This window comes from Streptomyces sp. NBC_01515, assembly GCF_045040345.1.
In the GTDB taxonomy this organism is placed as follows: domain Bacteria; phylum Actinomycetota; class Actinomycetes; order Streptomycetales; family Streptomycetaceae; genus Streptomyces.
On the sequence record NZ_CP109416.1, the window covers coordinates 3,283,496 to 3,306,391 of the forward strand.

The 22,896-nt window shown below is 69.9% G+C and carries 19 protein-coding genes; 9 read left to right on the forward strand and 10 right to left on the reverse strand.

The annotated features are described in order from the left end of the window. Positions 1 to 60 precede the first annotated feature (60 nt). A complete protein-coding gene (uvrA, locus tag OG407_RS14540; RefSeq protein WP_405858245.1) occupies positions 61 to 3,039 on the reverse strand; it encodes an excinuclease ABC subunit UvrA in 2,979 nt (992 codons plus the stop codon). A gap of 225 nt (positions 3,040 to 3,264) precedes the next feature. Here uvrA and OG407_RS14545 point away from each other — a divergent pair, with 225 nt between their 5' ends. After that, positions 3,265 to 3,951, forward strand: a complete 687-nt coding sequence (locus OG407_RS14545; RefSeq protein ID WP_405858247.1) for a maleylpyruvate isomerase family mycothiol-dependent enzyme — start codon at positions 3,265 to 3,267, stop codon at positions 3,949 to 3,951. Here OG407_RS14545 and OG407_RS14550 read toward each other — a convergent pair. Beyond that, the gene (locus tag OG407_RS14550) at positions 3,946 to 4,122 is read right to left on the reverse strand and encodes a hypothetical protein (protein WP_405858249.1); all 177 of its coding nucleotides are present in this window, start codon (positions 4,120 to 4,122) and stop codon (positions 3,946 to 3,948) included. The genes OG407_RS14545 and OG407_RS14550 overlap by 6 nt on opposite strands. Positions 4,123 to 4,239: 117 nt before the next feature. Here OG407_RS14550 and OG407_RS14555 point away from each other — a divergent pair, with 117 nt between their 5' ends. The 4 genes from OG407_RS14555 to OG407_RS14570 all read left to right on the forward strand — a co-directional run bounded on the left by OG407_RS14555 (position 4,240) and on the right by OG407_RS14570 (position 7,766). Then, the gene (locus OG407_RS14555; protein ID WP_405858251.1) at positions 4,240 to 4,896 is read left to right on the forward strand and encodes an MBL fold metallo-hydrolase; all 657 of its coding nucleotides are present in this window, start codon (positions 4,240 to 4,242) and stop codon (positions 4,894 to 4,896) included. Positions 4,897 to 5,209: 313 nt separating this feature from the next. Further along, on the forward strand, positions 5,210 to 6,094 hold the full coding sequence (locus tag OG407_RS14560) for an ABC transporter substrate-binding protein (protein ID WP_405858253.1): 885 nt from the start codon (positions 5,210 to 5,212) through the stop codon (positions 6,092 to 6,094). Beyond that, positions 6,091 to 7,008 carry an amino acid ABC transporter permease gene (locus OG407_RS14565; RefSeq protein WP_405858255.1) on the forward strand — a complete coding sequence of 306 codons (918 nt, stop codon included), beginning with the start codon at positions 6,091 to 6,093 and terminating at the stop codon, positions 7,006 to 7,008. Before OG407_RS14560 ends, OG407_RS14565 begins: the two co-directional genes overlap by 4 nt. Continuing rightward, positions 7,005 to 7,766 (forward strand): amino acid ABC transporter ATP-binding protein, encoded by a 762-nt coding sequence (locus tag OG407_RS14570; RefSeq protein WP_405858257.1) that lies wholly within the window; start codon positions 7,005 to 7,007, stop codon positions 7,764 to 7,766. Before OG407_RS14565 ends, OG407_RS14570 begins: the two co-directional genes overlap by 4 nt. 69 nt (positions 7,767 to 7,835) lie before the next feature. On the opposite strand, the gene aroQ is transcribed toward OG407_RS14570, so the two are convergent. Next, positions 7,836 to 8,309 (reverse strand): type II 3-dehydroquinate dehydratase, encoded by a 474-nt coding sequence (gene aroQ / locus OG407_RS14575; RefSeq protein WP_033283218.1) that lies wholly within the window; start codon positions 8,307 to 8,309, stop codon positions 7,836 to 7,838. Between the two features lie 173 nt (positions 8,310 to 8,482). Here aroQ and OG407_RS14580 point away from each other — a divergent pair, with 173 nt between their 5' ends. After that, a complete protein-coding gene (locus OG407_RS14580; RefSeq protein WP_365307570.1) occupies positions 8,483 to 9,754 on the forward strand; it encodes an MFS transporter in 1,272 nt (423 codons plus the stop codon). A 102-nt stretch (positions 9,755 to 9,856) separates the two neighbouring features. Here the strand turns inward: OG407_RS14580 and OG407_RS14585 are convergent, their stop codons facing one another. From OG407_RS14585 to OG407_RS14610, 6 genes are all read right to left on the reverse strand, one after another. Further along, a complete protein-coding gene (locus tag OG407_RS14585) occupies positions 9,857 to 10,960 on the reverse strand; it encodes an ionic transporter y4hA (protein WP_365307571.1) in 1,104 nt (367 codons plus the stop codon). Between the two features lie 174 nt (positions 10,961 to 11,134). Then, complete coding sequence (locus OG407_RS14590; protein WP_405858259.1) at positions 11,135 to 12,136, reverse strand: TerC family protein; 1,002 nt, start codon at positions 12,134 to 12,136, stop codon at positions 11,135 to 11,137. 234 nt (positions 12,137 to 12,370) lie between these two features. After that, the gene (locus OG407_RS14595; protein ID WP_405858261.1) at positions 12,371 to 14,398 is read right to left on the reverse strand and encodes a TerD family protein; all 2,028 of its coding nucleotides are present in this window, start codon (positions 14,396 to 14,398) and stop codon (positions 12,371 to 12,373) included. Between the two features lie 50 nt (positions 14,399 to 14,448). After that, the gene (locus tag OG407_RS14600; RefSeq protein ID WP_033283094.1) at positions 14,449 to 15,027 is read right to left on the reverse strand and encodes a TerD family protein; all 579 of its coding nucleotides are present in this window, start codon (positions 15,025 to 15,027) and stop codon (positions 14,449 to 14,451) included. 158 nt (positions 15,028 to 15,185) lie between these two features. Next, a complete protein-coding gene (uvrB, locus tag OG407_RS14605) occupies positions 15,186 to 17,324 on the reverse strand; it encodes an excinuclease ABC subunit UvrB (protein WP_405858263.1) in 2,139 nt (712 codons plus the stop codon). 40 nt (positions 17,325 to 17,364) lie between these two features. Further along, positions 17,365 to 18,228: an MHYT domain-containing protein gene (locus OG407_RS14610; RefSeq protein WP_405858265.1), complete on the reverse strand. Its 864-nt coding sequence runs from the start codon at positions 18,226 to 18,228 to the stop codon at positions 17,365 to 17,367. A 278-nt stretch (positions 18,229 to 18,506) separates the two neighbouring features. On the opposite strand from OG407_RS14610, the gene OG407_RS14615 reads away from it, so the two are divergent. Further along, entirely contained in the window at positions 18,507 to 19,382 is an 876-nt protein-coding gene (locus OG407_RS14615) for a glycerophosphodiester phosphodiesterase (RefSeq protein ID WP_403599548.1), read from the forward strand. A gap of 35 nt (positions 19,383 to 19,417) precedes the next feature. On the opposite strand, the gene OG407_RS14620 is transcribed toward OG407_RS14615, so the two are convergent. Then, a complete protein-coding gene (locus OG407_RS14620; protein ID WP_405858267.1) occupies positions 19,418 to 20,632 on the reverse strand; it encodes an IS110 family transposase in 1,215 nt (404 codons plus the stop codon). 246 nt (positions 20,633 to 20,878) lie between these two features. Here OG407_RS14620 and OG407_RS14625 point away from each other — a divergent pair, with 246 nt between their 5' ends. Further along, positions 20,879 to 21,433 carry a methylated-DNA--[protein]-cysteine S-methyltransferase gene (locus OG407_RS14625; protein WP_403599545.1) on the forward strand — a complete coding sequence of 185 codons (555 nt, stop codon included), beginning with the start codon at positions 20,879 to 20,881 and terminating at the stop codon, positions 21,431 to 21,433. Between the two features lie 94 nt (positions 21,434 to 21,527). After that, on the forward strand, positions 21,528 to 22,838 hold the full coding sequence (locus tag OG407_RS14630) for an MFS transporter (protein ID WP_405868409.1): 1,311 nt from the start codon (positions 21,528 to 21,530) through the stop codon (positions 22,836 to 22,838). Positions 22,839 to 22,896 lie beyond the last annotated feature (58 nt).

The window sequence follows — 22,896 nt, forward strand, 5'->3', positions numbered from 1 at the left end:
GCGGTGCCCCGCGGGGAAGTTCCCGCGGGGCACCGCATGCGTTTTCGTGCCGTGTGCCGGTCAGGCCTTGCGGGCTCGCGTCGTCTTCTTCGCGGGCGTGGCCTTCTTGGCGGGCACGGACTTCTTCGCCGGGACCGCCGCGGTCTTCTTGGCGGCCGTCTTGCGCGGGGCCTTCACCGGGGCGCCGTCGCTGATCCGGTCGGCGTCGAGGATCTCCCGCAGGAACTTGCCGGTGTGGCTCGTCGGGACCGCGGCGACCTGCTCCGGTGTGCCCTCGGCGATGACGAGACCGCCGCCCGCGCCACCCTCCGGGCCCATGTCGACGACCCAGTCGGCGACCTTGATCACGTCGAGGTTGTGCTCGATGACGATGACCGTGTTGCCCTTGTCGACCAGGCCGCCGAGCACGGTGAGGAGCTTGCTGATGTCCTCGAAGTGCAGGCCGGTGGTCGGCTCGTCCAGGACGTAGACCGTACGGCCGGTGGAGCGGCGCTGGAGCTCGCTGGCGAGCTTGACGCGCTGGGCCTCACCGCCGGACAGGGTGGTCGCGGACTGGCCGAGCCGGACGTAGCCGAGGCCGACGTCCTTGAGGGTGTTGAGGTGGCGGGCGATCCCGGGGACCGCCTCGAAGAACTCCGTGGCCTCCTCGATCGGCATGTTCAGGACGTCGGCGATGGACTTGCCCTTGTAGTGGACGTCCAGCGTCTCCCGGTTGTAGCGGGCGCCGTGGCACACCTCGCACGGGACGTACACGTCCGGCAGGAAGTTCATCTCGATCTTGATGGTGCCGTCGCCCGCGCAGTTCTCGCAGCGGCCGCCCTTGACGTTGAAGGAGAAGCGGCCGGGCAGATAGCCCCGCACCTTCGCCTCGGTCGTCTCCGCGAACAGCTTGCGGACGTGGTCGAAGACCCCGGTGTACGTCGCCGGGTTGGACCGGGGCGTGCGGCCGATGGGCGACTGGTCGACGTGCACGACCTTGTCGACGAGGTCGTCGCCGTCCACGCGCGTGTGCCGTCCCGGCACGCTCCTCGCGCCGTTCAGTTCGCGGGCCAGGTGCGTGTACAGGATGTCGTTGACCAGGGTCGACTTGCCGGAGCCGGAGACGCCGGTGACCGCGGTGAACACGCCCAGAGGGAACGAGACGTCGATGTCCTGGAGGTTGTTCTCCCGGGCGCCGTGCACCGTGAGCTGGCGGGAGAGGTCGCGCGGGCGCCGGATGTCGGGCAGCGGGATGGCCTTCTTGCCGGACAGGTACTGCCCGGTCATCGACTCCTCGTTGGCTAGCAACTCCTTCAGGGAGCCGCTGTGCACGACCTTGCCGCCGTGCTCGCCCGCGCCGGGGCCGATGTCGACGATCCAGTCGGCGACCTTGATGGTGTCCTCGTCGTGCTCGACGACGATGAGCGTGTTGCCCATGTCGCGGAGCCGGACCAGGGTCTCGATCAGCCGGTGGTTGTCGCGCTGGTGCAGGCCGATGGACGGCTCGTCGAGGACGTACAGGACGCCTACGAGTCCGGAGCCGATCTGGGTGGCCAGGCGGATGCGCTGGGCCTCGCCGCCGGAGAGGGTGCCGGCCGCGCGGTTCAGCGAGAGGTAGTCGAGGCCGACGTCGACCAGGAAGCGCAGCCTCTCGTTGCACTCCTTCAGCACCCGCTCGGCGATCTTCTTGTCGCGGGCGTCGAGCTTCATGCCGCCCAGGAACTCCGCGCAGTCGCTGATCGACATCCCGGAGATCTCGGCGATCGACTTGTCCATGATCGTGACCGCGAGGACGACGGGCTTCAGCCGCGTGCCGTGACAGGTGGGACAGGGCACCTCGCGCATGTAGCCCTCGAAGCGCTCCCGGCTGGCGTCGCTCTCCGCCTCGCCGTGCCGCCGCTTCACGAAGGGGACGGCGCCTTCGAAGGGCGTCGTGTAGACCCGCTCGCGTCCGTACCTGTTCCGGTACCGCACCTCGATCTGCGTCTTGTGGCCGTACAGCAGGGCCTTCTTGGCGCGCTGCGGGAGGCCCGCGAAGGGGATGTCGGTGCGGAAGCCCAGCGCGTCCGCGAGGGCGCCGATGAGGCGGCTGAAGTAGTCCTTAGTGTGGCCGTGCGACCACGGGTGGATGGCGCCCTCGTCCAGGGACTTGTCCTCGTCCGGGACGATCAGCTCGGCGTCGACCTCCATGCGCGTGCCGATGCCGGAGCACTCGGGGCAGGCGCCGAAGGGCGAGTTGAAGGAGAAGGAGCGGGGCTCCAGCTCCTCGAAGGACAGGTCGTCGTACGGGCAGTACAGGTGCTCCGAGTACATGCGCTCGCGCTCGGGGTCGTCCTCGGGGAGGTCGACGAAGTCGAGCACGATCATGCCGCCGGACAGCCCGAGGGCGGTCTCCACGGAGTCGGTGAGGCGGCGCTTGGCGGAGTCCTTCACCGTGAGGCGGTCGATGACCACCTCGATGGTGTGCTTCTCCTGCTTCTTCAGGACGGGCGGCTCGGAGAGCTGGATGGTCTCGCCGTCCACGCGCGCGCGGCTGTAGCCCTTGGTCTGGAGGTCAGCGAACAGGTCGACGAACTCGCCCTTGCGCTCGCGCACCAGCGGCGACAGGACCTGGAAGCGGCTTCCCTCGGGCAGCGCCAGGACCTTGTCGACGACGGCCTGCGGCGACTGGCGCGAGATGGGACGGCCGCACTCGGGGCAGTGCGGCTTGCCGATGCGCGCGAAGAGCAGGCGCAGGTAGTCGTAGACCTCGGTGATGGTGCCGACCGTCGAGCGCGGGTTGCGCGAGGTCGACTTCTGGTCGATGGAGACGGCCGGGGAGAGACCCTCGATGAAGTCGACGTCCGGCTTGTCCATCTGGCCGAGGAACTGGCGGGCGTACGAGGAGAGCGATTCCACGTAGCGCCGCTGGCCCTCGGCGAAGATCGTGTCGAAGGCCAGGGAGGACTTGCCCGACCCGGACAGGCCCGTGAAAACGATGAGCGAGTCGCGTGGAAGGTCGAGCGAGACATTCTTCAGATTGTGCTCGCGCGCGCCACGGACGATGAGACGGTCGGCCACGCCGGTCCGCACCTTTCTTGAGAGAAGTGACAGGGGCGGGGCCCCCGTCGTTCTCAGACTAGGGGGAGCCACTGACAACGCCGGTCGGAATCCCGGCCGAGGCATAACAACCTCCGGCCTTCCAGCATGCCCGACGCCGCACCCGACGATATAGCACGTGCATTCGATTTACGGCACTGCTTCACCACCTTCACCCAAAGGTGTGGCGGGACTAGGGTCAGCTGCATGATTGATCACGCTCATGACCTGGCCTCTGTACGTGATGCGACGGAGCGAGTGCTCACCGCTGCCGCCGGACTGGACAACGCTTCTGTGGCCGAGCCGTCACGGCTTCCCGGCTGGAGCCGCGGCCACGTCCTCGCCCACCTCGCCCGGAACGCGGACGCCCTCGTGAACGTCCTGGAGGGCCGCCCCATGTACGCCACGGCGAGCGTGCGCGATGCCGACATCGAGCGCGACGCCCCTCGGCCCCTCGACGTCCAGCTCACCGACGTACGTGAGAGCGGGGCCCGTTTCCAGGACACGGGTGCCACTCCCGCGGACTGGTCACGCACCGTGGAGCTGCGCAACGGGGTCGTCGACTCGGCCTCCCGGATCCCGTTCCGGCGCTGGGCCGAGGTGGAGCTGCATCACGTCGACCTGGGCATCGGGTACGAGCTGGAGGACCTCCCGGAGGAGTTCACCCAGCGGGAAATCGCCTTCCTGGTCGAGCGGTTCGACGGGCACCCCGATGTGCCGTCGACGCACCTCACCGACGGCACGCACGCGTGGAGCACGGGCCGGGCGGCCGACAAGCCCGAAGTCACGGTCACCGGAAGCCCGGCAGATCTGCTCGGCTGGCTCTGCGGGCGCCGTGACGGGTCCGGCCTGACGGTCGACGGCGGCTCCTTGCCGAAGCTTCCCCCGCTATAGGCCCCCGGCCCGGTCGTAGAGCCTCCGGTGCCACTCGTTGGCGCCGGGTACGGGTTCGACGGTGAGCGCGGGGTTCGGGCCGGTCTCGATGAGGTGGAGGAGCGTCCAGGCGACGCCGTAGCAGTCGTCCGGACCGAAGCAGGCGACGAGCGCCCGCGCTCCAGGTCCCATCGGGAATGATCGGCTTCCGTCGCCACCACGCTCAAGGCACCCCGGTTCCGCACGCGAACGCCCGGGAGACAGCGGCCCCTTCGGAACGTCCTCCGGAAACGGATTAGGCTGACCGTCATGACGTACAGCGGCGAGGTCACGGTCGGTGGACCGGCGGATGTGCACGAGCTCACGGACCTGATGATCACCAAGATCGCGGTCGGGCCCATGAACAACAATGCCTATCTGCTGCGCTGCCGGGCCACCGACGAGCAGTTGCTGATCGACGCGGCCAACGACGCGGAGACCCTGCTCGGCACGATCGGCGACGACGGCATCGCGTCCGTCGTCACCACCCACCAGCACGGCGACCACTGGCAGGCGCTCGCCGAGGTCGTGACGGCCACGCGCGCGCGTACCTACGCGGGCCGCGAGGACGCCGACGGCATCCCGGTGCCGACCGACGTCCCGGTCGGCGACGGCGACACGATCCGGGTGGGGCAGGTCGAGTTGACCGCGCGTCATCTCGTGGGTCATACGCCGGGTTCGATCGCGCTCGTCTACGACGACCCGCACGGGCATCCTCATGTGTTCACCGGGGACTGTCTGTTCCCGGGTGGTGTGGGCAACACCCGTAAGGACCCTGCGGCGTTCGCGAGTCTGATCCACGACGTCGAGACGAAGATCTTCGACGCGCTCCCGGACGAGACCTGGGTCTACCCGGGACACGGCAACGACACGACGCTGGGCGCCGAGCGCCCGCACCTGCCGGAGTGGCACGCGCGCGGGTGGTGAGGATCGGCCGGAACGGTGAGCGTCCGGCGTGAACCGGTGCGCGCGCGCCCCGTGTGAATCCTTCGCACGCGCCGGTGTCCCGCGCGCGCTCCCCACGGTCGTGGTTGCACGGTCAACTGGAAACAGCCCCGCTCAGGACGACGGCTCCTGCGCGGACGGGCCGCCGGTCCATCGTTCCCCGCCCTAGACCGGCGGCCCCGGCGAGCGGCATCGCAGAGGCGCTTTTTACGAGAACGCAACACCCGTTCCCAGTATGCGGACATTCAGGGCTGTGACCTCGACAAACAGGACGTTTGGCTGTCACTCTCCCGCCATGCACCTTGCCCCTCGCGTACTGCGCCGCGCGATATCCGCCGCAACCGTAGCCCTGCTCGCCACCGCCGTCGGCTGTGCTCCGCAGCCGGAGGACAAGGCTTCCGACCAGGCCTCCGGTTCGACCGCGACCACCTGCGCCAAGGGCAAGTTGGCCACCCAGACCTCCGGCAAGCTGACGATCGCGACCGACGAGCCGGCGTACGAGCCGTGGTTCGAGGACGACAAGCCCGCCAACGGCAAGGGCTTCGAGTCGGCGGTCGCGTACGCCGTGGCGAAGCAGCTCGGCTACGCCAAGAGCGCCGTCGTCTGGCAGAGCGTCCCCTTCAACAAGGCCTTCGCGCCCGGCGTGAAGACCTTCGACTTCGACATCAACCAGGTGTCGATCAGCACCGAGCGCAAGAAGGCCGTCGACTTCTCGTCCGGCTACTACGACGTGCGTCAGGCCGTCATCGCGCTCAAGGGCGGCAAAGCCGCCAAGGCGACGAGCATCGCGGGCCTGAAGGGCCTCAAGCTGGGCGCCCAGGTCGGCACCACGAGCCTGAACTACATCAGCGACGTGGTGAAGCCAACGCAGCAGGAGGCGGCCTTCTCCAAGAACGACCAGGCCGTCTCCGCGCTCAAGAACGGCCAGGTCGACGCGATCGTCGTCGACCTGCCGACCGCCTTCTACATCACCTCGGCCGAGGTGACCAACGCCAAGATCGTCGGCCAGTTCGAGAACCAGGGCGGTACGCCCGAGCAGTTCGGGCTCGTCCTCGACAAGGGCAGCGATCTCACGTCGTGCGTGTCGTCGGCCGTGGACGCGCTCCGCAAGGACGGCACGCTGGCCGCGCTGGAGAAGCAGTGGCTCTCCGACGCCGTCGACGCCCCGGTTCTCAAGTGACCGTGGTGAAGGACGACTCCGGCCAGGAGGCCGCGGACGACAAGGGCGACATGCCCGGCGGGGGCGACGCGTACGTCCCCTCGCAGCGGCGCGTGGACCGCGAGCGGCACAAACGCGCGCGTGCCCGTCGCGCGACCGCGATCGCCGCGGTGTCGACCCTGGTCACGGCCGTCGTCCTGTATGTGGTCGTGGTCAGCGCGCCGGGCTGGGAGCGCACCAAGGAGACCTTCTTCGACGGGCACTACGCGCGCGAGGCGTTCCCCAAGGTCCTCGAAGGGCTCTGGCTGAACATCCGGCTGCTGCTGATCTGTGGCGTGCTGGTGCTCGTCCTGGGCATGCTGATCGCCATCGCACGCACCCTGCGCGGGCCGGTGTTCTTCCCCCTGCGGGTGCTGGCCGCCGCGTACACGGACTTCTTCCGGGGACTGCCGCTGATCATCAACCTGATGATCGTCGTCTTCGGAGTGCCCGCCCTGCGCCTCCAGGGCGTGACCGTCGACCCCGTGTGGCTGGGCGGTGCGGCGCTGACGCTCACGTACTCGGCGTACGTCGCCGAGGTGTTCCGCGCGGGCATCGAGTCCGTGCACCCCTCGCAGCGCGCCGCGGCCCGCTCACTGGGCCTGAGCAACCGGCAGGCGCTGCGGCACGTGGTACTCCCCCAGGCCGTACGCCGGCAGGTGCCGCCCTTGTTGAACGATCTGGTGTCCCTCCAGAAGGACACCGGGCTCGTGTCCATCGGCGGCGCGATCGACGCCGTACGGGCGTCCGACATCATCGCGCAACGCGCCCTGAACTACACGCCGTACATCGTCGCGGGGCTCGTCTTCGTGGCGCTGACCATCCCGATGACCCGCTTCACGGACTGGCTGACCGCGCGGATGGACCGGCAGCGCGCCCAGGGAGGCACGACATGAGCACCGACAACACCTCTCCCGTGCTGCGCATGGAGTCGGTCCGCAAGACCTTCGGTACGTCGGTCGTCCTGCGGGACGTCGACCTGGAGGTCCCTCCGCACACCGTGACCGCGCTGATCGGCGCCTCCGGCTCCGGCAAGTCGACGCTGCTGCGGTGCGCGAACCTCCTGGAGGACATCGACGACGGCGCGATCTGGCTGGACGGCGAGGAGATCACCGACCCGCGCGTCGACCCGGACGCGATACGGCGCCGTATCGGCGTGGTGTTCCAGGCGTACAACCTGTTCCCGCACATGACGGTCCTGGAGAACATCACCCTGGCCCCGCGCCGGGTGCACGGCGTGTCCCGCGCGGAGGCCGAGGCACACGCGCGTGAGCTGCTGGAGCGGCTCGGGCTCGGGGACAAGGCGGGTGCCTACCCGGACCGGCTGAGCGGTGGTCAGCAGCAGCGGGTGGCGATCGTGCGCGCCCTGGCCGTACGTCCCCGGCTGCTGCTCTTCGACGAGATCACCGCCGCGCTCGACCCCGAGCTGGTCGGTGAAGTGCTCGCGGTGGTGCGGGACTTGAAGGACGAGGGCATGACCATGGTGCTGGCCACGCACGAGATGGGCTTCGCCCGGGACGTCGCCGACCAGGTGTGTTTCCTGGACGGCGGCGTCGTCCTGGAGCGCGGCACCGCCCAGGAGATCTTCGGCGACCCGCAGCAGGAGCGCACACAGCGCTTCCTGCGACGGATCGTGGAGGCGGGCCGCCTGTAACAGCGGTCTGTTTGGTCCGTAAGGGGCGTATGCCAGGAGGCCGATGCTTACCGCCCTCCGCCCTCCGCCTTACGCGTCGGCCTTCCCCGCGCCCGCCAGCGCGGCGACCCGCTCCACGCCGAACACGTACCCCTGCACGCCGCACCCCGCGATGACACCGTCGGCGCGCAGCGAGACGTACGAGTGGTGCCGGAAGGCCTCGCGCTGGTGGATGTTGGAGATGTGGACCTCCACCACCGGCAGCCCGTCACAGGTGTTGAGGGCGTCCAGGATCGCGACCGAGGTGTGCGAGTAGGCGGCCGGATTGATCACGATGCCGCAGTGGTTCAACCGCGCCTCGTGGATCCAGTCGACCAACTCGCCCTCGTGGTTGGACTGCCGGAAGTCCACCGTGCCGCCGTGCCCGGCCGCCGCCTTGACGCACAGGGCCTCGACGTCGGCGAGCGTGTCGGAGCCGTAGATCTCCGGCTGGCGCTGGCCGAGGAGGTTCAGGTTGGGGCCGTTGAGGATCATGATCGGGGCGTTGGCCAGGGTGCGGGGCACGGTTCCTCCGGTCCGTTCGGACATGTCGTTCGAGGCGGGTCCGCCGGTCGACGGCCGCTGCTCGGACCCGGTCTATCACGACCCCTCCGCACCACCGCGCGCCCCCGTAACCGTTACTCACTGTGGGTAGTTGACGCGGCATGCACGATGTACGCACCGTAAGCCCCCCGTCCATGCTGCGCCTCGCGGCCGCCTCCCTCGCCGGGACCGCGATCGAGTTCTACGACTTCTTCGTCTACGGCACGGCGGCGGCCCTGGTTCTCGGCCCGCTGTTCTTCCCCACGTTCTCCCCGGTGGCGGGGACGCTGGCCGCCTTCGGGACGTTCGGCGTGGGCTTCGTGGCGCGCCCGCTGGGCTCGATCCTGTTCGGGCACTTCGGGGACCGGCGCGGACGGCGGCCGGTGCTCGTCGCCTCGCTGCTGCTGACCGGTGCCTCGACGGTCGCGGTCGGCTGTGTGCCGTCGTACGGCTCGATCGGGGTGGCCGCTCCCGTGCTCCTTCTGGTGCTGCGTTTTCTGCAGGGCCTTGGGCTCGGCGGGGAGTGGGGCGGGGCGGTGCTGCTGACCGCCGAGCACGCGCCGGCCGGGCGGCGCGGGCTGTGGTCGAGCTTTCCGCAGATCGGACCGGCGGTCGGGTTCCTGCTGGCCAACGGCGTGATGCTGGCGCTGTCGGCGACCCTGACGGACGCTCAGTTCGCGCAGTGGGGCTGGCGGGTGCCGTTCTGGGTGGCCGGGGTGCTGGCCCTCGGTGGGCTGTGGCTGCGCTCGTCGCTCGCCGAGAGCCCCCGGTTCCTCGAAATCGACGACCACGCACGTGTGCCGCTCGCCGAAGTCGTACGCGAGCACTGGCGGTTGGTCCTGCTGACCGCCGGGGCGCTGTCGGTGGGGTACGCCGTCTTCTACGCGGTGACGACGTGGTCCCTCGCCTACGGCACGGAGCGGCTCGGGGTCGGCCGTACCGTCATGCTGGCCTGCATCATGGCCGCTGTGGTGGTGAAGGGCGCGCTGACACCGCTGGTGGCCCTGCTGAGCGACCGCTACGGGCGCCGTCCGCTGTGTCTGCTGGGGTGCACGGCCGCCGCGCTGTGGATGTTCCCGATGGTCGCGCTGCTCGCCACGGGGGCGCCGCTGCTGATGTTCCTCGGGTTCCTGGGGGCGCTGCTCGCGTTCGTGACGATGTTCGCCGTGCTCGGCGCGTATCTGCCGGAGCTGTACGAGCCCCGGGTGCGCTGCACGGGCGCCGCCGTCGGCTACAACCTGGGCGGGGTCCTCGGCGGCGCGCTCACCCCGATCGTGGCGACGGCGCTCGCCGAGCACAGCGGGCGCGTCCCCTGGGGTGTGGGCGCCTATCTGACGGGGGTCGCCCTGTTCAGCCTGGGCTGCTTCGCGCTGCTGCCGGAGACCCGGCCGGTGGGGGCGGTGGCCGCGGAGCCGGTCACCGGGTGAGGGATCGGACTGCGGGGAGCGTACGGCCGCAGGGGACGTAAAGGCTTGCGCAAGCGTTTACGTGCCGTCCGGAACGCCTCGCGCCACGGAACTCTCCGTGCGTTACGGATTGATCGCCAGCTCCAAGTAGGCCGCGAACAGCACCAGATGGACTCCGCCCTGGAGCGGTGTGGCCCGGCCCGGCACCACCGTCAGGGAACTCACCACGACCGTCAGGGCGAGCAGCACCATGTGCGTGGAGCCGAGGCCGAGGACGAGCGGCCCGGAGAGCCAGATCGACGCGAGGGCGACGGCGGGGATGGTGAGGCCGATGCTGGCCATCGCCGAGCCGAGCGCGAGGTTGAGGCTGGTCTGCACCCGGTCGCGGCGGGCGGAGCGCAGGGCGGCGATGGTCTCGGGGAGCAGCACGAGCAGCGCGATGATCACGCCGACGACGGCATGGTGCAGTCCGGCGGCCTCGACGCCGGACTCGATGGTCGGCGAGACGCCCTTGGCCAGTCCGACGACGCCGATCAGGGCGAGACCCAGCAGGCCCAGGCTGATCAGGGCGGTGCGGGCGGAGGGCGCGTCCGCGTGGAGGTCCTTGGTGATCGTCTCGCCCTGGTGGGAGACGGGCAGGAAGTAGTCGCGGTGCCGCACGGTCTGCGTGGCCACGAAGAGGCCGTACAGGGCGAGTGAGGAGAGCGCGGCGAAGGTGAGCTGGGCGCCGGAGAACTCCGGGCCCGGCTTGCTGGTGGTGAAGGTCGGCAGGACCAGGCTGAGCGTGGCCAGGGTCGCCACGGTGGCGAGGGCGGCGCCGGTGCCCTCGGGGTTGAAGACCGCCGTGCCGTGGCGCAGCGAGGCGACGATGAGGACCAGGCCGACGATGCCGTTGCAGGTGATCATGACGGCCGCGAAGACGGTGTCTCTGGCGAGGGTCGAGCTCTTGTCGCCGCCGTCGGCCATCAGGGTGACGATCAGCGCGACCTCGATGATCGTGACGGCGACGGCGAGGACCAGGGAACCGAAGGGTTCTCCGACGCGGTGGGCGATCACCTCGGCGTGGTGCACCGCGGCCAGCACGGCGCCGGCGAGGACCAGGGTCACCAGGGCGACGACCACGGCGGGCAGGTCCTTGCGCCCCCAGGTGAAGACAAGGAGGACGGCCGCGAGCACCGGTACGAGGGTCGTCCACCGGTTGGTGAGCGACCTGAGCCGAGTGATCATGACGCGATCCTCGCAGAGGCGTACAGGGCCCGCATTCCGGCGCTGCGGGGCCTCTCCCGCGTCGCGTGGACGCGGGTGCCCGGTATCGAACGAGGCACCGGGAGCGGTGGTCGGCGGTTCATGGTGCGGTGCTCCCGGTGCTCGTGTTCCTGCGTCTTTCTACGTCGGACGGGGTCAGGCGTCGATGCTGTCCTTCGGGGCGCCTTCGGTCCCGGTCTGGGCCGCCTCGGCCGCCGCCGTCTTCTTGTTGGCCATCAGGCTGGTGATCGTGGTGACGATCAGGACCGCGCAGATCACGCCCAGCGAGACCGGGATGGAGATCTCCGGCACGTGGACGCCGGACTCGTGCAGCGCGTGCAGCACGAGCTTGACGCCGATGAAGCCGAGGATGACCGACAGGCCGTAGCTCAGGTGGACCAGCTTCTTGAGCAGGCCGCCGATGAGGAAGTAGAGCTGCCTGAGGCCCATCAGCGCGAAGGCGTTGGCCGTGAACACGATGTACGGGTCCTGGGTCAGGCCGAAGATCGCGGGGATGGAGTCGAGGGCGAAGAGCACGTCCGTCGTACCGATGGCGAGCATCACGACCAGCATCGGGGTCATGACCCGCTTGCCGTTCTCCTGGATCCACAGCTTGGTGCCGTGGTACCGGTCGGCCACGCCGAAGCGGCGCTCAGCTGCCTTGAGCAGCTTGTTCTCCTCGAACTCCTCTTCCTCCTCGTCGGCGCGGGCCTCCTGGATGAGCTTCCAGGCGGTCCAGATGAGGAAGGCGCCGAAGATGTAGAAGACCCACGCGAAGCTGGCGAGGATGGCCGCGCCGGCCGCGATGAAGATGGCCCGCAGGACCAGGGCTATGAGGACGCCGACGAGCAGCACCCGCTGCTGGTACTGCGAGGGCACGGCGAACTTCGCCATGATCAGGACGAAGACGAAGAGGTTGTCGACGCTCAGCGACTTCTCGGTGATGAAGCCGGCGAAGAACTCGCCGCCGGCCTGGCCGTCCCCGAAGACGAGCAGGCCGAGTCCGAAGAGTCCGGCGAGGGCGATCCAGACGATCGTCCAGATTCCGGCTTCCTTGATCGACACGTCGTGCGGCTTGCGGCCGATGAAGAAATCGACCGCGATGAGGGCCGCCAGCCCCACGATGGTCAGGACCCACAGGGTCACGGAAACATCCACTACTGCTCCTCCGGCGGTATTAACGGCAAATGGTCAGCGTCGTCGCTACCGGAGGTCTCTTCCACCTTGGACGGGCGCCCAGGGCCGACGCCCCGGGATCTGGCCTGATCCGTATTGACGGGTACGCCGCAGCAGATAGGGAGTACTCCCCTCCGTACGGAGAAGCCTACCCCAACCACCAAGGAAAGGTAAAGCGATTACCAAAGAAAGGATAAAAGAGCAGGCCAGGGCCCTTTACCTGAGCTTGGTGCGGGCCGTCGTGACCTCCGTCAGCACCTGCCGCAGCACCTGGCTGCCCGGCGGCACCGACGAGGGCTCGTACGTCCAGGCGTGTCCGACCCAGGGGTCGGCGAGGTGGTCGTCGGGCAGCGGGGTGAGTCGCATCAGCGAACGCCAGAGGGGGTCGAGCAACGGGCCGTAGCCCGCGGCGTCCTCGCGGTCCGCGACCATCATCAGGTGGACGCCGACGCTCGGACCCTCGTCGGCGAGGTAGCGCAGCTGGGTCACCGCCCGGTCGTCGAAGCCGTGCGGGAAGTCGTTGACGATCAGCAGTTGCTCGGCCGTGTCGAGGCCGGGCGGCAGCGAGTCGGCGGCGCCGCCGCGCACCGCCATCTGCACCAGGTCCACCCGCTGGGTGAGCCGGGTCAGGACGTCGGTCACCCCGGCGGCGCCCACGGCGGGCGGCGCCGCGAGCACGCCGGTGTGCACCAGCGGGACCAGTGCCTGCGCCGCCGAGCCGGCCGGGTCGATGACGTGCACGGCGAACTCGCCCACCGGATAGACGGCGAGCAGCCGGGCCGCGTGCGCCACGGCCGTGTCCAGCGCGAGGCGCCGCAATTCGTGCGAGTCGGTGAACGAGCCGTCCAGGGCCTCCGCGCCACCGCTGTCGATCCACAGACCGCGCTCCAACGGCAGCCGGACCAGCATCGGGATGCGCAGCTCAGGGCTCTCCGGGAGGTGCAGATCACCGAGGCGCACGGCCATCGGGATCTCCATCGGGACGCGGTAGCCGTGCCAGACGGGGTTGTCCCAGCCCGCGAACGCCGGCGGGAGCGCGGGTTCGACCACCTCGGACTCGGCGGCCAGCTGGGCGAGGTCCCGGTCCAGGGCCGCCCGTGCCTGGTCGACGAGTTGGGCGTGCTTGGCCTGCGCCGCCTCCCGGGCCGCATCCCCCTGACCACCGATCCGGCTCCGCGGATCGGACAGGGCCTGGTCGAGTTCCTTCTCCATGCGCGAGTCCGCGAAGTCGACCGCGCTGCGGTACGCGGCCATCGTGCGCGCCAGATCCTCGAACATCCCCCACACCTGGTTGTACAGCCGCTCCTCCATCGACCACCCGGTCGCGTCCCCGGCAACGGGTCGCGCGGCCTGCCCGGGCGGAGCCGGCGCCGCGGTCGGCGCGGGCGACGGGGGCGCCCCGGTCTGGTGCCGACGCGGGTGGCTGTAGTCGATCGGGCCATCCGTGGCGGGGGCGGCAGGCTGGGTGGAGGCCGGGTCCGCAGGAGCGGCGGAACCGGGGAATCCGGACTGCGGCGCCACGGCCCCCGGGGCGCTCTGCGCCCCGTACGGAGACGTCGGCTGCGGTGCTACGGCTCCGGAGGCGCCCTGTGTCGTAGATCCGCTGCCCTCGGGGCCGAGGGCCGGTGTGGCCGTCTGGCGGGTGCGGTCGCCGTCCGGGGTGCGGGGTGGGGGTGCGGCCACGGAGCGGGCGAGGCCGTGGGCCACCGCTTCGTTGATGGTGCCCGCGAGGTGTGCGGCCTGGGGCAGGCCCTGGTCGGTGAGGAGTTCGGCGAGGCCGCCCGCGTAGCCCTGGCCGACGGCGCGCACCTTCCAGGCGCCCTGCCTGCGGTACAACTCCAGGGCCACGACGGCGGATTCGGCGTCCAGACCGGTGATCGTGTAGCTGGCGACCTCGGTGCCGTCGAGGCCGGTGACCGCGACGAAGGGCGCGGCGACGGCGCCGAAACGGGCCGGGCCATCGCCGCCGAGGGGCAGGGCGAGGAGCACGCTGACGCGGTGCACGGCCTCCGGCATGGCGCCCAAATCCACCGCGAGGCGGTGGTCGGCGGCCGCCTGCTTGGAGACCTCCAGGCCGGGCAGGGTGGGTGTGCCCGGGTGGGCCACCCACTCGACGCCGTGGATCCTGCCGCGCTCGTCGCCGAGCGTGGCGGCGGCCACGACCGACTGGCCGGCCGCGACCCGGATCTCCAGGCGCAGTTGGGAGAGCGGGTGGTTCTGCCCTCGCGCCAGCTCGGCTGCCATCGCTCTCGTCCCCCTGCTCAGCCGTGTCCTGTCGTGTGCGCCGGGCCGTCCTACAGGTGCGGCAGGATCGCCGGCATCAGGTCCTGGAAGGTGCGGCCGTTGGTCGGTGTGCCGAGGGCCGTCAGTGTCCAGCCCGAGCCGGTGCGGTGCACCTTCGCCATGATCTGCGCCGTGTACTGGCCGCCGCCCGCCAGCGTGTAGCGGGCCAGCTCCTGGCCGTTGGTCTCGTCGACCAGGCGGCAGAACGCGTTCTGCACCTCCTGGAAGGTCTGGCCCGTGAAGGAGTTCACGGTGAAGACGATCTGGTCGATGTGGACGGGCACGCGCGCGAGATCGACGAGGATCGCCTCGTCGTCCCCGCCCTGGCCGACCCCGCCGACGAGGTTGTCGCCGGTGTGGCGCACGGAGCCGTCGTCGCTGACCAGGTGGCGGAAGAACACGACGTCGACGGGCTGCTTGTCCGCGAAGAGCACGGCGGACGCGTCGAGGTCGATCTCCCGGGTGCGCGAGCCGAACAGGCCGCGCCGGGGAGCCGCCTGCCAGCCGAGACCCATGCGCACCGCGGTCAGGCCGGATCCGTCGTTCTTCTGCAGACTGATGGCCTGACCCTTGGTCATGTTGACCGTCACGGCTGTTCCCCTCTCGAACTGTCCCCTGTTGCCGCGGAATCCGCGGATGTCCAGAACCCTACGCAGCGCCACTGACAGTGCCGAACCCCGCATCGGACTTTGTGTCGGTCTTGCAACACAGAGCGCATACCCCGAGGTCCGGCGGTCCACCCGGGCGGTCAGGCCAGGCCGCCCTCCTTCATCTGACGCAGTTCCTTCTTCATCTCGTGGACCTCGTCGCGCAGCCGGGCCGCGACCTCGAACTGCAGGTCCGCGGCGGCGGCACGCATGCGTGCCGTCATATCCTCGATCTGCCCGGCGAGTTCGGCCGCGGGACGGTCGGTCGGCACCGTGTCCTTGGCCTTGCCCTTGGCGGACTTGGCGCTCTTCGCGGCCTTGCCGCCGAGGGCGGGCACGGGGGTCTTGGCGCCCTTGCCGTCCTTGGCCTGGCGGTAGCCCGAGCCGAGCAGCTGCTCCGTGTCGACGTCCTCGCGGGCGATCTGCGCGACGATGTCGTTGATCTTCTTGCGGAGCGGCTGGGGGTCGATGCCGCGCTCCGTGTTGTACGCGACCTGCTTCTCCCTACGGCGATTGGTCTCCTCGATGGCCTTCTCCATCGCCGGGGTGATCCTGTCGGCGTACATGTGGACCTGACCGGAGACGTTGCGCGCCGCGCGGCCGATGGTCTGGATCAGGGAGGTGCCGGAGCGCAGGAAGCCCTCCTTGTCGGCGTCCAGGATGGCGACCAGGGACACCTCGGGCAGGTCGAGGCCCTCCCGGAGGAGGTTGATGCCCACCAGGACGTCGAACTCGCCGGAGCGCAGCTCGCGCAGCAGCTCGATGCGGCGCAGGGTGTCGACGTCGCTGTGCAGGTAGCGGACCTGGATGCCGAGCTCCAGGAAGTAGTCCGTGAGGTCCTCGGCCATCTTCTTGGTGAGCGTGGTGACCAGGACCCGCTCGTCCTTCTCGGTGCGCTTGCGGATCTCGTGCACCAGGTCGTCGATCTGGCCCTCGGTGGGCTTGACGACGACCTCGGGGTCGATGAGGCCGGTGGGGCGGATGATCTGCTCGACGGCGCCGTCCGCGCGCGAGAGCTCGTACTTGCCGGGGGTCGCCGACAGGTAGACCGTCTGTCCGATGCGCTTCTGGAACTCCTCCCACTTCAGGGGGCGGTTGTCCAGGGCGGAGGGCAGCCGGAAGCCGTGGTCCACGAGGGTGCGCTTGCGGGAGGCGTCGCCCTCGTACATGGCGCCGATCTGCGGGACGGTGTTGTGCGACTCGTCGATGACGAGCAGGAAGTCTTCCGGGAAGTAGTCGATCAGGGTGTTCGGCGCGGAGCCGGGCTCGCGGCCGTCGAAGTGCATCGAGTAGTTCTCGACGCCGGAGCAGGAGCCGATCTGGCGGAGCATCTCCAGGTCGTACGTGGTCCGCATGCGCAGGCGCTGGGCCTCCAGGAGCTTGCCCTGCTTATCCATCTCGGCCAGTCGCTCGGCGAGTTCCTTCTCGATGTCGTTGACGGCCCGCTCCATGCGCTCGGGGCCGGCGATGTAGTGGGAGGCCGGGAAGACGTAGAGGTGCTCGTCCTCGCTGATGATCTCGCCGGTGAGCGGGTGGAGGGTGGAGAGGGCCTCGATCTCGTCGCCGAACATCTGGATGCGGACGGCCAGCTCTTCGTAGACCGGGAAGATCTCGATGGTGTCGCCGCGGACACGGAAGGTGCCGCGGCTGAAGGCCACGTCGTTGCGCGTGTACTGGATGTCCACGAAGCGGCGCAGCAGCTGGTCGCGGTCGATCTCGTCGCCGACCTTGAGGGGGACCATGCGGTCCACGTACTCCTGCGGAGTGCCGAGGCCGTAGATGCAGGAGACGGAGGCGACCACGATGACGTCGCGGCGGGTGAGCAGCGAGTTGGTCGCGGAGTGGCGCAGTCGCTCGACCTCCTCGTTGACCGAGGAGTCCTTCTCGATGTAGGTGTCCGACTGCGGGACGTAGGCCTCGGGCTGGTAGTAGTCGTAGTACGAGACGAAGTACTCGACGGCGTTGTTCGGCAGGAGCTCGCGGAACTCGTTGGCCAGCTGGGCGGCCAGGGTCTTGTTCGGTGCCATCACCAGGGTGGGGCGCTGGAGCTTCTCGATCATCCACGCGGTGGTGGCGGACTTGCCGGTGCCGGTCGCGCCCAGCAGGACGACGTCCTTCTCACCTGCCTCGACGCGTCGGGTCAGCTCGGCGATGGCCGCCGGCTGGTCGCCGCTGGGCTGGTAGGAACTGACGACCTCGAAGGGCGCCACCGTGCGTTCGATGTGGGAAACGGGCCGCATGGCACCAACCGTACGACCCGCCACTGACAACGGGGTCGGATCAGCGGTTCTGCGGGGTGCGGGAGCGGCGGTGTCCGAGCTCGCGGGCGGCGCGGACGGGGGCGCGCCGGGGGTGCGGCACGAGGGCGCCGGCCGGGACGCCGGGCTTGTGCTCGACGGGGGTCTGGGCGGGCTTCCCCATGACCATCAGCGGGTCGAACATCACGACGACGCCGACCAGGAGCAGGAAGGCGAGGGGGCCGATCATCATGGGCGCGAGCAGGGACGCGGCCGACACGCCGTCCGTGGTCGGGGCCGTGCCATGGACGTGGACGCTGAGGGCGGCCATGCCGGTGTAGTGCATGCCGGCGACGGCGAGCCCCATGACGAGGCTCGCGCCCACGCTCCAGAGGAACCCGCGGACCTGTCCGGCGGCCCAGAGGGCGGTGATCGCGGCGACGACCGCTATGACGACGGACGCGGTGACGGTGAGCGTGTTGTATTCGAGCTTTCCGTTGAGGCGCATGCTGGCCATGCCCAGGTAGTGCATCGAGGCGATGCCCAGGCCGGTGAGGGTGCCGCCGGTGAAGAGCGCCGTCCCGCGGGCTCCTCGGTAGCCGACGATGAAGATCCCGACGCCGACCATGACGATGGCGACGGCGAGGCTCGCGAAGGTCATCGGCCGGTCGTAGTGGACCGCTGTCTGACGGACCGAGAACCCCATCATCGCGATGAAGTGCATCGTCCATATGCCGGAACCGATCGCCGCCGATCCGAGGGCGAGCCATCCGGGGCGCCAGGACTGGGCGACGAGCATGGATCTGGTGGTGCAGCGCAGGCCGAGGGCGCCGCCGAGGCACGCCATGAGGTAGGCCACCAGCGGTGTGACGAGTCCGTAGCCGAATCCGTCGACCGTGCCCTGCATGCGCAGTTGCCCTTCCGTCCTGTTCCATTCCGGAATTCCTGAAACGCGCCCAGCCCCAGGACCGCCGGAACGGTCAGGGTCGACGCAGAGAGTATGACCCCCACCGGAATGGTCGAACGATTTTCCGGCAAAGAAACACGGCCCTGCCCCAGTTGTGCGGCACCGGTGAGCGGACTTGGGCAACACCATTCATTCTGTGTCCATCCTGTACCCCACGGGTAGTGACGTTCCGCTGTCATCCTTGAGCTGTATGTGATCGCTCGATGCGAGGAGTACGCATGCACCTGCGCGCAGTTGCCGCCTCGACCACCGCGCTCCTGGGGGCCGCAGCCCTTCTGCTCCCCTCCCCCGCCGCCCGGGCCGGCGACGCCACCCAGTGGCCCACGGTCGTGGCCCACCGGGGCGCGTCCTCCTATGCGCCCGAGAACACACTGGCCTCCATCGACAAGGCGGCCCAGCTCGGCTTCCAGTGGGTCGAGAACGATGTCCAGCGCACCAAGGACGGGGAGCTCGTCGTCATCCACGACGACAGCCTGAAGCGCACCACCGATGTCCAGAAGGTGTTCCCGGATCGAGCTCCCTGGAAGGTGAAGGACTTCACCGCCGCCGAGATCGCGCGCCTCGACGCGGGAAGCTGGTTCGGTCCCGCGTTCACAGGCACACGCGTGCCCACGCTCACGCAGTACATGCGCGAGGTGGAGCACAACCACGAGAGCCTGCTCCTGGAGATCAAGAACCCGGAGCTGTACCCCGGCATCGAGCAGCAGACCCTCAAGCTCCTGGGCAACGAGGGATGGCTGGACGAGGGGCACCTCGACGGCCGGCTGATCGTGCAGAGCTTCAGCGCGGACAGCATCCGGATCGTGCACGACCTGAAGCCCGCCATCAGGACCGCCTTCCTCGGCACGCCCCCCGTGTCCGCCCTGCAGGGCTACGCCGCCTACACCGACCTGATCAACCCGTCGTACGGCTCGATCTCCCTCGGCTACGTCTCCGCCGTGCACGGGCACACGGGCCCGCACGGCCGACCGATGGAGGTGTATGCCTGGACGGTCGACGACGCGCCCACGGCGTGGAAGGTCGCCGGGTACGGCGTGGACGGGCTCATCACGAACAAGCCGGACGTGGTGCGGTCCGCGCTGAACGGGTTCTGAGGCCGCTCGCGGGGCGTTGATGCTCCTATTGCTCGTCAAGAGGCTTGGAGCCAGTCGCGGTAGGCGTGGGTGAGGGCGTCGTCGCGGCGGATTCCTCGTTCGAGGGTGGAGATGGCGGCCGGCCAGACTCCGAAGTGGCCTGCTGCGGCGGTGAGGGTGATGCCCCTGGACTGCCGCAGGGGCCGTAGGTCGGCGATGTCGGGAACGAGGACCGTGGTGGTGAGGCAGCGGAACACCTCCCGGGCGATGGCTCGTTTGAGGAGCCTGATGATCTCCTTCTTGGTCCGCCCGGCCGTGGTCTGCCTCGCCACGTATTCACGGGTGCGGGGATCGCTGGACATACGGACGAGGGCGATGCGGTAGAGGGCGGCGTTGGCTGCCCGGTCACCTCCCCGTGAGAGGCGGTGGCGGTTGGTCCTGCCGCTGGAGGCGGGGACCGGGGCGGCTCCGCAGAGGGCGGCGAAGGACGCTTCGGTCCGCATGCGTTCGGGGTTGCCGCCTGCGGTGACCAGCAGCTGTGCCGCGGTGTCCGGGCCGACTCCGTGAGTGGACCGCAGTCCGGGGTTGTGTGCGGTGACGTCGGCATCCAGGGCCTTGGAGAGTGCCTCGTGCTCGGCAGTCAGCTCCTTCACCCGCCGGGCCAGGCTCTGGAGAGCGGTCAGGATCGCGGCGTGGACCGGATCACCGCAGGGACGCAGCCGGGCGAGGGCGTCGGTGCGGGCGGGGCCCTTCAGGCGGCCGTATGTGGCGCGGATGGCCTCGGGCGCGCTGATGAGGATGCCACCGATCTGGTTCAGCGCGGCGGTGCGGGCCTTGACGGCGGAGCGGGCGGCGTTGTGCAGGGCCCGTATGCCGGCGACGGTGTCGTCCTTGGGCGCGGCCTGGGCTCGTCCCGACAGGGCGGCGCGTGCGGCTGCGTAGGCGTCGATGGGGTCGGACTTGCCGATGCGGCGGCGTTCGGCCCGGTCGGGCCGGTTGACCTCCACGACATGACGGCCCGCCGAGCGGGCAGCGCGGGTGAAGCCGGCCCCGTAGGAGGCGGTGCCCTCCACCCCGATCGCGACCACGTGTCCGTGCGCGGTCACGAAGGCCAGAGCAGCGGCGTAACCGGCTGCGGTGGTGGCGAACTCGGCGTCCGCAAGGTGACCGCCGTTGCCGCTGATCACAGCAACGTGAAGCGTGTCGGCATGAGAGTCGACCCCGCCGAACACTCTCTGGCCGACGGTGTCCGCTTCGACTGCTGATGCCATGCTGGTGACGCCTTCCTGACCGGAGGTAGGCACCGGCCGGGTGGCGCAGACAGGACATTGAAGGGGGCTTCTGACCAAGCTCCTATCAGGTCATGTTCCGCCCGGCCGGAGCCATGAGAACAAGCCCCGGCGGCCGGACAGAACAACTTGAGGACAACCCAGCAGGGCGTCAGTCAGTGCCAGAGCCACGACCACCGGAACCTGCGTACCAATATCAATGTCAGTGCCGGGTCGTACGGTGGGCGCATGGACAGCCATGGGCAGAACGAGCAGCGGGTCGTGTGGACCGTCGTCGGCACCGACATCGGTCCCCTGCTGCTGGCCGCGACGCGGGACGGCCTGGTCAACGTCGTGTTCCACGCCACGGACGCGGTACGCGACAAGACCCTCGACCGACTGGCGACCCGGCTGGGCACCGAGCCGGTCGAGGCGCCCGACTCCCCCTTGCTGGCCGAGGCGATACGTCAGATCGAGGCCTACTTCGCCGGTGACCGGCGCGACTTCGAGCTGCCGCTCGACTGGTCCCTGATCTCCGGCTTCAACCGGCAGGTGCTGCGCGAGCTGGCGTCCGGTGTGCGGTACGGCTCGGTGGTCGGGTACGGCGATCTGGCCGGGCGGGTCGGTCAGCCGCTCGCGGCCCAGGCGGTGGGGGTGGCGATGGGGTCCAATCCGCTGCCGGTCGTCGTGCCGTGTCATCGGGTCGTCGAGAGCGACGGCGGGATAGGCGGGTTCGGGGGCGGTCTGGAGACGAAGAGGAAGCTGCTGGCGCTGGAGGGGGTGCTGCCCGAGCCGTTGTTCTGAGGGCTCGGGCGGACCGGGAATTCGGGGGGGGTGCTGTGCTGGTGAGGACCGGCTTCACGTGCGCGTGCGGCAACGGCGGTACCGGGTGCGCGCCGTGACCGCCGTCGAGGGGCGGGGCGCGGTGCCCGTCACGGCCGACCAACTGCCCGCGCTGCGGCGCCGGGTGTCCGGGGTGCTGATCACGACCCAGATCCTGGGCGGGCTCGGCGTCGCCACCGGGATCGCGCTGGCCGCCGTACTGGCCAAGCAGGTCAGTGGGACCGAGTCGCTGTCCGGGCTGGCGCCCACGGCGACCGTGACGGGGACAGCGGTGCTGTCGATGCCGCTCGCGGCGCTGATGACGGCGCGTGGTCGTCGTCCGGGGCTGGTCCTCGGGTATCTGGTCGGGGCGCTGGGAGCCGGGGTCGTGGTGCTCGCGGCGAGCATCGGGAGCTTTCCGCTGCTGCTGTGCGGCATGGCCGGGTTCGGGGCGGCCTCGTCGGCGAATCTGCAGTCCCGGTTCGCGGCCGCCGATCTGGCCGAGCCGGAGCAGCGGGCCCGGGCCATCTCCCATGTCGTGTGGGCGACGACCATAGGTGCGGTCCTCGGTCCCAACATCGCCGCGCCGGCGGGCCGTAGCGTCTCGGGGCTCGGGATACCCGCGGCGGCCGGCCCCTTCCTGTGGGCGGGCGGGATCTTCCTCATCGCCGCGGTCGTGGTCGCCGTACTGCTGCGGCCCGATCCGTTGTTGACGGCGCGGGCGCTCGCGCCGGACGAGGACCGGTCGGCCGCCGCGCGGTCGCTGCGGGCCGGGTTCGCGGCGGTGGCGGCCTCGCCGCGGGCGCGGCTGGCGCTGGTGACGGTGGCCGTGTCGCACACGGCGATGGTGTCGGTGATGGCGATGACCCCGGTCGAGTTGGGGCACCACGGGGCGAGCATCGATCTGGTCGGGCTGGTGATCAGCGGGCACATCGCGGGGATGTACGCGTTCTCACCGCTGATGGGAAGACTGTCCGACCGGGTCGGGCGGCTGTCCGGGATAGGGCTCGCGGTGGGGCTGCTGGCCTGTGCCGCGTTCATCGCCGGTACGGCCGGCGGGAGTCACGGGCGGATCGCGCTGGGGCTGTTCGTGCTCGGCCTGGGCTGGTCGGCGGGGCTCGTCTCCGGCTCGGCGCTGCTCACGGACTCGGTGCCGCAGCCCGCGCGTGCCGCCGCACAGGGCCTGTCCGACCTCACGATGAACACCTCGGCGGGCATCGGCGGAGCGGTGGCCGGGCTGGTGGTCGCCGAGGCGAGTTACGGCTGGCTGAACCTCACCGCCGCCTGCCTGCTGATACCCCTGGCCGCGCTGGCCCTGTTGACCCGCTCCCGGAAGATCCCGGTTTCCGATGTCCCGCGAAGGGTGGCCGGGAGGCCGAGCCGGTAGCAGACTCCGCCGTGCGCACAGCCACTGGCATCCGGGGGATCGGAGCCGAAGGGACGGC